This window comes from Paenibacillus paridis, from assembly GCF_006345825.1.
In the GTDB taxonomy this organism is placed as follows: Bacteria; Bacillota; Bacilli; order Paenibacillales; family Paenibacillaceae; genus Pristimantibacillus; species Pristimantibacillus paridis.
Genome location: NZ_VCIX01000091.1, coordinates 266284 through 278984 on the forward strand (window position 1 = coordinate 266284; position 12701 = coordinate 278984).

Consider the following 12701-nt stretch of genomic DNA (forward strand, 5'->3'; position numbering starts at 1 on the left):
GCATATTCCATTATTGTTCACGATACGTTCAAAACTATGGCGTTGCGTTCAATATATTCATTTGATATAGTTCTATTGTAGAACTATTCTATAATAGAATTATATTTGTGGTTTGGATTCATCGGCCACTAAGGAGGACATGAGTGTGGATCGAGCGTTACTGAAACAAATGATCGATCGCTACGAGGCGGCCAACTTCCTCGTTAACCGTCGGTTAAACGCGATGATCCGCGAGCTGATGCCGGATGATCTGACGGTTGACCAGTTCTCAACGCTTCGCTACTTACGTTCAAGGGAGAAGTGCACATCATCTGAGCTTGCGGACATTTTCTGCGTAGGCAAAAGTTCCATAACCGCCATTATTACAAGACTGTTTGACAAGAATCTCATTGAGCGAATGCCGGATGAGAAGGACCGCCGCGTGATCTATTTGGCGCTAACCGAGGAAGGCCAGCAGATTTGCGACAGGATGGAGGAAAAGATTCACGTGCTTCTTGCTAAGTATATTAATCGTTTTGAAGAGCAAGAAGCCATATTTTTTATAGAAACCTTCGAAAGGCTTGCGGGGGAATTAATGAAACCTTAGTTAGATTTGACATGGAGGGAGAACAACGATGAGAACTGTACTGAAATTTAGGTGGCTGGTGCTGGGACTGTGGCTGGTAGCTGCTATTGGGCTTATGCTTTCCGCACCAGGCATGGAGGAGCTTGTTCGCACGAAGGGGCAGATTAACGTGCCGGATGGCTATTCCTCAACGATAGCACGGGATTTGGAGAAAGCCGTTGGCACAAGCGAGGGAGCCAGCGCGAGCAGCGGAATGGCGACCGTGCTTGTGTTCCATAAGGACGGCGGTTTGTCAGATACGGATATCGCAGAGGTGAAAAGCGGTGTCGACAAGCTGAAGAGCGATGGGGAATCCATCGGTGTCCTATCCGTTACGACTCACTTTGATACCAAAGAGTTAGAAGAGCAAATGGTATCCCAGGATGGCAGCACCATTCTTGCGCTCGTGAATGTAGAAGCAGGCGACCGTGAGCTGGCGGAGCTGCGAGATGGTCTATACGAGGCCATTTCAGATGTGAAGGTGGAGCATTATTACACGGGTAACTGGCTAATTTCTGAGGACGTTGTCCAAAGCTCGCAGGAAGGTCTTAAGAAAACGGAATTTATTACGTTAGGCTTCATCCTCATTATCTTGTTTGTGGTTTTCCGTTCAGCGGTTGCGCCGCTCGTGCCGCTTGTAGCGGTCGGTTTTACGTACTTGATTTCGCAATCGATCATAGCGTTCCTGGTTGAATATTTCGATTTTCCGCTGTCCAACTTCACACAAATTTTCTTGGTCGCGGTATTGTTCGGGATCGGGACGGATTACTGCATCCTGCTCATCAGCCGCTTTAAGGAAGAGCTTACGCATAGTGGCGGCGATAAGACGGAGGCCATTGTCAATACGTATCGCACAGCAGGCAAGACCGTCTTGTTTTCCGGCTTAGCCGTGCTGGTCGGCTTCTCGGCGATTGGTTTCTCCACCTTTATGCTTTACCGCTCGGCGGTTGCCGTAGCGGTCGGCGTTGCCATTTTGCTAATAGCGTTGTTTACGATCGTGCCGTTCTTTATGGCTGTACTTGGCACAAAGCTGTTTTGGCCGGCGAAGGGATCTCTGGAGCATAAGCCAAGCAAGCTCTGGGGATCGGTCGGCAAATTTTCGCTCAAACGCCCTTTATGGGCGCTCATTATATTGGCCGTTATTATCGTTCCATTTCTGACAGCCTATAAAGGGACAATATCCTTTAACTCGTTAGACGAGATTGGGGATAAATACGATTCCGTTAAAGCATTTAATCTCATCTCAGACAGCTTTGGGCCTGGAGATTCGCTTCCGACCACGGTTATCGTCAAAACGGATAAACCATTGGATACGCCTGAAGGGCTTGCAGTGTTGGAGCAAGTCAGCCGCGAGCTGGCGAATACGGAGGGCGTTAAAGCAGTACGCAGCGCCACTCGTCCAACTGGTGAAGTGATGGAGCAATTCCTTGTTTCGGACCAAGTGGTTACTCTCGAGGATGGCCTTGGCCAAAGCGGCGAAGGTTTAGGGAAGATCGGAGATGGGCTTTCCGATGCTAGCAGCGCGCTGAGCGAGAATGCGCCGAAGCTGAATGAAGCCGTTGATGGTGCCGGACAGCTCGTTGAGGGCACGAATAAGCTCAAGGACGGGGTCATACAGCTGGGGGATGGTTTGAAACGCATCCAACAGGGCTTGCAGGATGGCTCCGCTGGCGCAGGTGAGCTTAGCGAAGGGCTGAAGCAAGCACAGGCTAGCGCGGAACAATTAGCAGGCGCAAGCCGCCAATTACAGGCCAGTTACGAGCAGCTAGGCGGAGGCCTAGGGCAGCTGACGGGTGCTTATAAGGCAATCGCTGCCGAGCAATCGAAGCTTGCAGATGGCTTATCTGGCGTAGAGCAAGGGCTGTCGGGCCTTCAGGAGACCTATCCTGAGCTGCAGAATGATGAGAATTTTAAGCAAGCGTTAAGCACATTAACGCAGCTGCAAGCGGGAGCAAGCGGAATTAGCGGGCAGCTGTCTCAGCTGAACGAACAGCTTTCCGGCATTTCTTCGGGGATGACGCAGGCAAATGCTGGCTTCTTGCAGGCAGCAGAAGGACAATCGGCGCTCGCTGCGGGTCTTGGGAAGTTAGCAAATGGCCTATCGGAGCTGCAAAAAGGGATTGCGCAAGCGGCCGCAGGCCAAGGGCAAATCGTCTCGAAGCTGCCAAGCGTAACGCAAGGCTTTAATGAGCTAACCGATGGTCAAAAAGAGCTTCAGGCCGGATTTGCTTCACTAAACGATCAGCTTGGCGAGCTTACTAACGGGCTTGATCAAAGCGTGGACGGCTTAACTCAAGTAACGGATGGACTGAATTCGGCAGGCGGCTACCTGAATGGGCTCGCGGGTTCGCCGAATAAGCAGATGACAGGCTGGTACATTCCGGAAGAAGCAATTGCGAACGCGGAGTTCCAAACGGCGCTTAATGTGTATATGTCAGAGGATCGCCAAACGGCGAAATTCGAAGTCATTTTCGGCAGCAATCCTTATTCGCAGGAAACGATGGCGCAAATCGATGGGCTTGAAGCAGCTGTAAACCGCGCGATTCAGAGCACGGGCTATAGCGGAGCACAGGTGGCAATCGGTGGCGTAACGAGCATGAACAACGACTTAAGCAATATATCGAAAGCCGATTACTCGCGTACCGTTGTGCTGATGCTGATCGGGATTTCAATTATATTGATCATTTTGTTCCGTTCAATTGTTATGCCGCTTTATATGATTGCATCGCTGCTGCTTACGTATTATTCCTCATTGGCGATTGCGGAGGTCATATTCGTAAGGCTGCTTGGACAGTCAGGCATTAGCTGGGCGGTTCCGTTCTTCGGCTTCGTCATGCTGGTGGCGCTTGGCATCGACTATAGTATTTTCTTGATGGATCGGTTCAAGGAATACCGCCACCTCTCGCCGCAGGCAGCCATTCTTGAAGCGATGAAAAATATGGGGACGGTCATCATGTCGGCTGCCGTCATCCTAGGCGGGACATTTGCTGCGATGCTGCCTTCGGGCGTGATGTCGCTCCTACAAATCGCAACGATTGTACTTTGTGGATTGTTTATGTACGCCTTGCTTATGCTGCCGCTATTCATACCGGTCATGGTCCGTACGTTCGGTCCGGCCAACTGGTGGCCTTTCATGGGTCGCAAACCGGAGGCGGAGCAGGAAAAACGCATGCATGGGGGACAACCGCTGAAAGGGCAGCATGTCTCGCATGATTCAACCCACTAATAAATGAAAATTAGGATTACCCAAGGTCTTGGCATTAGCGACCTTAAGGTAATCCTTTTTTTATTTTCCGTTGTTCCATTCTTGGCTCAATGCTGCATAACATGATGCTCAAGCTCATGTCCTGTTAGAAATTCATTGATTTGCAGCTGCTGCTCGTAAAGCAGAAGCTGAAGCTGCTCTGCTCGTTCCTTGCAAGCAGAGGCTTCCTGCTCAGCTCGGGTAACTAGCCGGAGCAAATCATAGGATTCACTCGATAAACCGAGCTTTAACCGTACTTTTTCGATTCGAAAAGCTTCAGCATTTGGCGCGCTGCTGCAGTCCTCCGCTTTACCGCGTTTTGTATTCTCCGGTAACATCAATAAACCGGAGCGCCCCTGCTCCGTAATGCTATATATTTTTTTCCCCGATTCCTCGAGACGAAAGGTAATGAATCCGCGTGCTTCGAGCATTTGAAGCGTAGGATAAATCGAACCTGCGCTTGGCGAATAAAGCCCGCCTGATTGCTCTTCTAATATTTTCATCATCTGGTAGCCGTGCATAGATTCATTCTCAAGCAGCTTCAGCAGTGCAAATTTGACGCCTCCGCGTCCAAAATAACGTTTGCCGCCGCGGCTATGCCGATGACCATCCGCTGCTTCGGAACGAGCAATTTGTGATTTTATCATAAAGAGTCACCTCAATCTTTTATCAAATGGCATTCGGTTAAGTGAAGAAGTCTTCTTCTACAGCATTGACAATGATTATTATTATTATTTACAAACGAAAAAATATTATTGAATTTTGAAGTTGCCTTCACCCTGCTTTAACCTGATTTTCAGAATGCGGGTTTATACTTTTCCTTAATTCAAGTGTTATGTCAGTTACAAAAGGGACGGTGAAGCTGGAGATGAATTCATCTAAGCTAATGAAATGGCAGTTAGGGGCTTGTGGAGCTTTTGCCGTTTTTCTCGTGTTCGGATCGGTGCAGAACAGTGCGGCTTTTCAACAGGCGCACGTGCTGAAGGCAGGCGATAGCTCCAGCCCGTCATTAAGTCAGCAGCTCGAGGAGGAGGATGCGATCGTGGAGGATTGGGTAAAGCGGCAGCCGGCGGGCAGAAACCAGCACTACAGTGAAAGCGGGGGCAATGGCAGCTGGTCTACGGAACCGGAGGCAGATTCGGGTGAGAGCTCAGGCGGCAGCGGCATGCGGTCTCAGACGGGGCGTTCCTAGATGGATAATCGGACTACTATTCACTTTCGGGCCATGAATACGGACGTTGAAGCCATTCTCATTCATAACTCAGATGCTCGGTCACCGGGCAATGCAGAGGACAATTCCGAGGCAGGCGAGTACGCAGCCTTGGTTAAGCAGTGGTTTCTGGATATGGAGAACAGGCTTAGCCGATTTCGAGCGGATAGCGAGCTGAGCCAGCTCAATCGCTCTGGCGGCAATTGGCAGCTTGTCTCACCTCTCCTATTTCAAATCCTATCTGAAGCCAATAAATATCGAATGCTCACGGGAGGTTTGTTCAACGTTCATATGTTAAAGGCGCTTGAAGCAGCTGGATACAGCCAATCTTTCGAACATATCGGCCATATTCAAGGCTTTCCCATCCACAGCATCGGTCCGGCGACAAGCGACACGCTGCTGGAAATGGACGCAGGGATGAAGGCAGTAAGGCTTCAGCGAGGCGCAGAGGTCGATTTGGGCGGCATCGCAAAGAGCTGGTCTGCCCGAAAGCTAGCTGACTGGCTGCGTCGCAAACGAGGCGTTCAGGCTGGGATGATCAATGCAGGCGGCGATGCGGCAATCTGGGATTTGCGAAGCGCCAGCGCGCCGGCTGAGCTGCGAATCCAAAATCCATGGAAGCCCGATTGCGCCGAAGCGGTCATTTTACTCCGCAATGGGGGCATCGCTACCTCCAGTACGCTGGGACGAAGCTGGAATTTGCAGGACGGAACTTTCTGCCACCATATTCTTGATCCACGCACAATGAAGCCAAGCCGCAGCGATGTTGTACAGTGTACCATTACAGGGCCTGACGTTACGGCGTGCGAGGTGTGGGCGAAGGCGGTATGTATTGCCGGCTTCGAGGAAGGTACAGCGCTGCTGGCGACGTACGCTCCTGAATATGCGGGTTATATGTACACCGCAGACCGTACGCTGCGCAAGCACGAAGCTTCCAGTGATCGTAAAGGGAAGGAAGGGATCGGGGATGACTGATTGGTTGATCGAATTGCCTACCTGGCAGCTTACGCGTATATTTGCGATTGCGGCTTACTTGCTGCTGTTTGGCGGGATGGCTATGGGCATGCTTTACGGCTACCCGTTCATGAAGGGAAAGAGGAAGGCAACCCTCTATAAGGCCCATATGCAATTAACGAATAGCGGCACGCTGTTAGCCTTGCTCCACATGGCAGTTTTGGTTATCGATACCTATACGCCATTCAAATGGACAGAGCTGTTGATTCCGTTTATGGCCCATGAACATCCTCTCCTGTACGGGCTGGGTACGCTGTCGTTATACGGGATGCTGCTGCTGCTGCTCACGTCAGATTTTCGCCAGAAGTTCTCACGCCGTATTTGGCTAACGATTCATTTGCTTTCCTATCCGATCTTCATCATGGCGCTTGCACACGGATTTTTCTCAGGTACGGATACCGAACTTCCCTTAATCAAAGGGATGTATGTGGCAACATTGGTGATAACGCTGCTGCTTGCAAGCGGGAGGATGCTAGTGAAGAAACCAGCCCGCCGCGCTGCTGCTTGAATGAATGGTTGTTACCGTTTTAATAACGGGCGGTTGGCTGAACTTTTTTTGAAAAAAATAGCGTAAAACGGTATTGCTTGAAGAGCAGGAAGCCGATAAATAAAGTAGAGATGGAAGAACCTTTATTGGATCGGAGGAAATGCAATGAGGCTCCGTATGATGAACAAAGCTCTGTATCTGCTCTCGTGGATGATCATGATATCAATTTTAAGCAGCTGCGCGAACAACGGAGATAAACAAAGCATAGGCACGCAGACGCCTGCTCCTGATTCCGAGAAAGTGACTTTAAAGGTCGTCCAAAGCCTGATGACCCCACAGCGGACGGCAGAACTCAAGAAGCTAATCGGGCAGTTCGAACTCCAGAATGCCAATATCCGCATCCAGTTAATTACGCCGACAGAAGATAACGCGGACGATGCCATTTTAACGATGCTGGAGGATAACCAAGACATAGATATCGTAGAGGTACGTGACATAACGGCGCATACCTATGCCTCTCGCGGACTGCTGGTCAGTCTGGAGCGCTACTTGCCGGAGTGGAGCAACTATTCGCTCATTAGCGAGGATGCCAGATTGATGGCTAGGGATATTGGGGACATTACCTATTATATTCCAAATAGTCTTTACCAGGTCCAGCTCTATTACCGAAAGGATTGGTTCGACGCTAAAGCGCTTCAAGCGCCGGAGACATGGGAACAGCTTTACTTTGTCGGTAAGCAGTTGACGAAACCAGAGTTGGGCCGTTACGGCTTTGCTTTTCGCGGTGGGCCGGGTGCCGCCAATACGCTCACCAGCATGATCCAAGATTACAACGGAGATGGCGTTAGCAGCAGCGATTCCATGTTTGAGTTGGACGGGACAACGATCTTTGCCGGAGAACGAGCAGCCGAGGCGCTTGAGCTTTACCGTAAGCTTTACGTTGAGACTTCACATCCCAAATCCATAGATTGGGGATTCAACGACCAAGTGAATGCATTCGCAAATGGCGAAGCTGCCATGCTTATTCAAGATTCGGACATCATCCCACAAATTAGGGAAAAGCTGAAAAATAACGAGTGGGCGACGGCTCCTCTGCCAACGGGGCCCCAGGGCATATCCCACTATAACGTTGGCGCTGCCGGCTGGGGCATTGCCTTGCAGTCTAAGCATAGGGACGAGGCTTGGGCCTTCATTACGTATTTGTCCTCGGCCGAAAGCAATAGAGCTTTTGCTGATGCCGCAGGGCTCAGATCCATCTATAGCGGTGCTATCGACGATGAGAAATATGCAACGAGCCCGTATGCCCCTTATATTTTGATGGCCAATGATCCTATTCATTACAGAGGAGTCAAACGGCCGAGCCATTACACAAATTTCAGTGAGTATTACCGGATGGGAACGGAACTCGGACGGCAATATTTGCAAGGCACTCTTGCTACAGAAGACTTGCTGAAGACATTCGACGAATTCTGGCAAAATCAAAAAAAGCTGGCTAACGGCCAATAGAAAAAAGGAGGCTCCGCGAGTATAGTCGGCGGAGCCTCCTTTTTGCGAAGGATGATGCAGCAGGTTGTTCTGGCCGGGGATGTCTCGTATGAAGCAGGAGACAGTGGGTAACCTGTTAAGAGCAGGTATGCAGCTTGACCAAGACCCTGTGACGCATATACGATAGATATCCATTAACCTTTATGAATGAAAGCGCAGGATTAGCGAGACGGCAAGGAGGACCAAACATGAAACCTATTTTAGTAGTATTTACCGGTGGAACCATCGGAAGCAAAAGGCAAGGGGCGGGTATCGACGTTGATCAGTCAGGCGCTTATACGCTCATTGATGTCTATCGCAATAGTTCTCATCAACGGGAAGATATTGTGCTTCAAGCTGTACAGCCTCTAAATTTATTAAGCGAAAATTTGACAACGGATGATTGGATAGCGCTGGCCACCGCACTCTATGGGCTGGACTCAGCCCTGTACGAGGGAATAATCATAACGCATGGCTCCGATACGCTGGCATATAGTGCGTCGATGATGGCGTATTTGTTTGCTTCTACGAAAATCCCGATCGTTTTGACGGCCAGCAATTATCCGCTGGCGGATGAGAGGAGCAACGGGCTTCGCAATTTCGCTAATGCAATTCATTTTGTGGCTGACAGTGGGCTGCCAGGCGTATTTGCGGTTTATGAGGATGACCAGGGCATCCCGCAGGTGTATCTCGGAACTCGAATGACCCAAGCCATCTCATTTACAGACCAATTCGGCAGCCCTTACGGCCTTACATACGGAACTATGGTGGACAAAGCCTTCCACTGGCGGGACCATCCGCGCAATCCAAAACCGGAAGCACTTCTAACACGGACCAAATCATCGCTGGACTGGGACCCGGAAACCCTGCGCCTCGATTCGGGTATCGTCTACATCCGGCCCTACCCGGGCTTGAATTATTCGTTTTATGATTTTTCGGTGAATCGGCCAAAAGCGGTGCTCCATGATTTGCATCATTCAGGTACGGCATGTGGGATTGAGGAAGGGCCTTACTCGCTCCCTCATTTTATAACACGCTGTACTGCACTTGGCATCGATGTTTACATATGTCCGATTAAGGACCGTTCAGATGCGCTCTATTCCTCCTCTCTCCGCTTAATTGAAGCAGGTGCCATTGTCATCGAGAAGCTGTCTATCGAAGCAGCCTTAACGAAGCTCATGCTGGCGTACGGTCAATATAACGATCATGCGTTGGCAAAAGCATTCGCTACGGATAGTGCTTTGTATTACGAACACAACGAGGTGTAAAATGATTATTGAGAAGCTTGTCATCGCAACAGCTGACGCTGCAAGCCTTCAACCGTTTTATACGGATAGGCTTGGCTTGACGCTTGTTCATTCGGAGAGGGGCAGCTTTACGGTACGGGCAGGCTGGAGCGAGCTTACCTTCCAAGAGCCTGCATCTGGCGATTATCAAGGCGAGTATTACCACTTTGCCTTTACGATCCCCGAGAACAAGCTACCGGAAGCGAAGCAGTGGATCGAATCGATGGTGCCGATCGGTACTGAAGCTGGAACTGATATTTCCTTCAGCGAGTCGTGGAATTCGCATTCGGTTTATTTTGAGGACCCGGCGGGTAATATTTTGGAGCTGATCGCGAGGCACACGATGAGTAATGGAGTAGACCGACCCTTCGATGCGAAGCAAGACATCCTGTGCATCAGCGAGATTGGCGTGCCTACCCTTGGTGTTCCTGCAGCAGTAAACCGGTTTGCCGAACTCGGCATTCTCACCTATAAGACGCGCAGCAGCGATTTCAACCCGATTGGCGACGACAATGGGTTGCTGATGGTCGTGGAGACGGGCCGCAGATGGCATTTTACGAACAAAACGGCTGAAAGCTTCCCGGTCCGCTTGAAGATTCAAGAGCTTGGCGAGTTGTATTTGAAGGAAGAAGAAAGCGGCTTGACGATTGAAATGACAAAGTAGAGGAGAATGGACCAATGGGAGAACAATTAAAGGTTGGCGACCAAGTTCCGAATTTTAAGTTATTGGCATCTAACGGCGAGCAGGTGGAGCTCTCCGATTATGCAGGCAAGAAGCTTGTGATCTATTTCTATCCGCGCGATATGACACCTGGCTGCACAACCGAATCTTGCGACTTCCGTGATTTTAACGGACAATTTGGGCAAAATAATGCGGAGGTCATTGGCATAAGCCCAGACGATCTGGCTTCGCATGAGCAATTCGTTGGCAAGCATGAGCTGCCTTTCCTGCTGCTGTCGGATACCGAGCATACGGTTTCGGAGCTATTCGGCGTATGGAAGCTGCGGAGCTGGAATGGCGAGGAGTTTATGGGCATTGAGCGTTCTACTTTCTTGATTGACGAGCAGGGTAAGCTAGCTAAGGAATGGCGCAGCGTAAGCGTAGACGGACATGTTCAAGAAGTGCTTGAAGCGGTGAAAAACAGCTAGTTCAGATCAGCAGGGCAATAAGCTCTCCTTTTGAATAGGAATAAGGCTCACCTAGAAGCAGCTTGCTGTGCTTCAGAGTGAGCCTTATTTGCATGCTATAAATTGAATTTTAATCTAAAACATTATTTTTTCTTCCAGCTAGGCAGCTGGCTTACATAGCTGTCGGATAGATTCAGCAGCTCCAGCGCGCGCTGGTACTCATCTTCCGTAGCTTCCTGTTCCTTAAGGCCATCACCGGCTAACGAATAATGCTTGCCGTCTTCATAGCCGCTGCCTGACATGAATAGCTCTTTGCTGCTTAAGAACGAGCCAGTCGGGAGATAATAACGCTGAGGAAGCACGTTATACGACTGGTTGAACAAGTCTTGCCCAAAATGGATATGATCGTCCAAGGAAATGCCAAGCATGTTCGCGATCGTTGGCAAAATATCCACCTGGCCGCCAAGCTGATCGAATACTTTGCCTTCCGTTACGCCTGTAGAGGCAACGACGAGCGGAATGTTGATCATATCGGTATAGCTGTATTCATGTCCGTAAATTTCAGCCATGAGCGCTTTATCGTCGCGATCTAGCGAGTAGATAGGAAGCCCGAGATGGTCACCGTACAACAGAATCAAGCTGTTGTCCCAAATGCCGCGTTCCTTCAGGTCTTCAATAAAGCCGCCAAGCGCGTAATCCGCATAGTTTTGAGCACGGATGTAATCACCAACAAAGGTATTTTCATAGCGCTCAGGAAGCGTCATTTTGTATTTGTCCGCTGGAATCGTGAACGGGTGATGCGATGTCATCGAAATGACGTGCGAGTAGAACGGTTTGCCGTTTTGGCTCATGCGATCCATCTCTGCCGCTGTTTTCTTGTAAAGCTGTTCATCGGAAGCGCCGAAGAATACAGTGTCCTCATCGCCAAAAAACTTCTGGTCGTAATAACGGTCGAAACCAAGCGCTTTGTAGAGCTCGCCTCGGTTCCAGAATTCAACGACATTCGTATGGAACGTAGTCGTGTCGTAGCCGTTCGCTTTAAGCAGCTTAGGCAAGCTCGGAAGCTCCTTGTCAGCATAAATCATCGTTGCAGCGCCACGGGGCGGGATATAGAACGATGTGTTGACGACAAATTCAGCGTCTGAGGTATTTCCTTGGCCAACCTGCTGGTAGAAGTGCTTGAAATAATAGTTCTCGTTGACGAGCTTATTTATATTCGGTGTAATTTCTTTGCCATCGATTTTCAGATTGACGAGGAAGTTTTGGAACGACTCCATCTGAATGATAATGACGTTTTTGCCGGAAGCCGTCTTCCACAGCTGTGGAGCAGCGGGCTGCTCGATTTTTTTCACTTCATCGATCTTGGTTTGCGTAATATGGTTTGGATCTACAAAATCAATGTCTTTATTAGAAAAAATCATGTAAGCCTCGTAATTCAGAATGCCCATTTGCTCCGCTTTGACAATTTCGTTCATGCTCGCACGGTTTGGCAAAATGTTGAACAAGCAAAGCGCGATTGAAATGGTAAACAAGGCTACCACGAGACGTTTGCTCTCCTTGCGGGAGCTTTCTTTCTTCCAGTTCAATGCCTTCTTGCGGCGAAAGAGCAAGAAAGCCATAATGATAATATCGGTGAAGATGAGCAAGTAGTAGGGATCCATCAGCGAGAATACGCTGTTCTTGACCGCAGTAACCTGGTTTACCTGCTCAAGCGCCAGATAGGTAACGATGACGCCATAATATTTGTAATACATAATGACTGCGAACAAAATGAGTGTCATGACTAAATTCGCGATTAAATAGTAGACCAGCTTGCGTTTGGATGAGAAGTATTCTATGAAACAATACACAATAAGCACAAACGGTATTTCTTTTAAAATCGTAGTCCAGGAGAATCCATCTTCGAAAATAACCATCCACGCCAAATAGCTTTTCAAAAGCATGATGAACGAGAAAAAAAGGATGGGACGAGTGCTTAGCAGTCGTTTGGGAGTTAAAAATGACATATAACCGCCTACCTTTCACAGCAAAAACAGGCCGTCTCTCCGAGGCAGCCAGCCCGCTAATATTAATATATATGCGCTCTGTAAATTCTTATCCCATTATGCTCCTAATGACAGGTGAATGTCAAAAGGCAAAAGGCTCCTCCATGCCCAAGCATAAAATTGGTTAATCATTAATTAATACACGTATTTGCTCTATTT

General features: G+C 49.3%; 11 protein-coding genes. 9 read left to right on the top strand and 2 right to left on the bottom strand.

Annotation, left to right across the window (positions count from 1 at the left end; genetic code table 11):
- Positions 1-139 precede the first annotated feature (139 nt).
- On the top strand, positions 140-586 hold the full coding sequence (locus FJQ58_RS21255; protein ID WP_238404228.1) for a MarR family transcriptional regulator: 447 nt from the start codon (positions 140-142) through the stop codon (positions 584-586).
- Between the two features lie 28 nt (positions 587-614).
- Positions 615-3830, top strand: coding sequence for an MMPL family transporter (locus FJQ58_RS21260; RefSeq protein WP_139996821.1), 3216 nt, complete (start codon positions 615-617; stop codon positions 3828-3830).
- Between the two features lie 86 nt (positions 3831-3916).
- Here the strand turns inward: FJQ58_RS21260 and FJQ58_RS21265 are convergent, their stop codons facing one another.
- Positions 3917-4495 carry a PadR family transcriptional regulator gene (locus tag FJQ58_RS21265; protein ID WP_139996822.1) on the bottom strand — a complete coding sequence of 193 codons (579 nt, stop codon included), beginning with the start codon at positions 4493-4495 and terminating at the stop codon, positions 3917-3919.
- Between the two features lie 221 nt (positions 4496-4716).
- Here FJQ58_RS21265 and FJQ58_RS21270 point away from each other — a divergent pair, with 221 nt between their 5' ends.
- The 7 genes from FJQ58_RS21270 (at position 4717) to bcp (ending at position 10518) form a co-directional block, all read left to right on the top strand.
- Positions 4717-5040, top strand: coding sequence for a hypothetical protein (locus FJQ58_RS21270; RefSeq protein WP_139996823.1), 324 nt, complete (start codon positions 4717-4719; stop codon positions 5038-5040).
- On the top strand, positions 5041-6033 hold the full coding sequence (locus FJQ58_RS21275) for an FAD:protein FMN transferase (RefSeq protein ID WP_139996824.1): 993 nt from the start codon (positions 5041-5043) through the stop codon (positions 6031-6033).
- On the top strand, positions 6026-6580 hold the full coding sequence (locus tag FJQ58_RS21280; RefSeq protein ID WP_139996825.1) for a ferric reductase-like transmembrane domain-containing protein: 555 nt from the start codon (positions 6026-6028) through the stop codon (positions 6578-6580). The genes FJQ58_RS21275 and FJQ58_RS21280 overlap by 8 nt, the downstream gene beginning before the upstream one ends.
- A gap of 156 nt (positions 6581-6736) precedes the next feature.
- Positions 6737-8065: an ABC transporter substrate-binding protein gene (locus FJQ58_RS21285; RefSeq protein WP_162341659.1), complete on the top strand. Its 1329-nt coding sequence runs from the start codon at positions 6737-6739 to the stop codon at positions 8063-8065.
- Between the two features lie 227 nt (positions 8066-8292).
- Positions 8293-9351: an asparaginase gene (locus FJQ58_RS21290; protein ID WP_162341661.1), complete on the top strand. Its 1059-nt coding sequence runs from the start codon at positions 8293-8295 to the stop codon at positions 9349-9351.
- 1 nt (position 9352) lies between these two features.
- On the top strand, positions 9353-10033 hold the full coding sequence (locus FJQ58_RS21295; protein ID WP_162341663.1) for a VOC family protein: 681 nt from the start codon (positions 9353-9355) through the stop codon (positions 10031-10033).
- A 14-nt stretch (positions 10034-10047) separates the two neighbouring features.
- The gene (gene bcp, locus FJQ58_RS21300; RefSeq protein ID WP_139996829.1) at positions 10048-10518 is read left to right on the top strand and encodes a thioredoxin-dependent thiol peroxidase; all 471 of its coding nucleotides are present in this window, start codon (positions 10048-10050) and stop codon (positions 10516-10518) included.
- A 122-nt stretch (positions 10519-10640) separates the two neighbouring features.
- Here bcp and FJQ58_RS21305 read toward each other — a convergent pair whose 3' ends face one another.
- Positions 10641-12503, bottom strand: coding sequence for an LTA synthase family protein (locus FJQ58_RS21305; RefSeq protein WP_139996830.1), 1863 nt, complete (start codon positions 12501-12503; stop codon positions 10641-10643).
- Positions 12504-12701 lie beyond the last annotated feature (198 nt).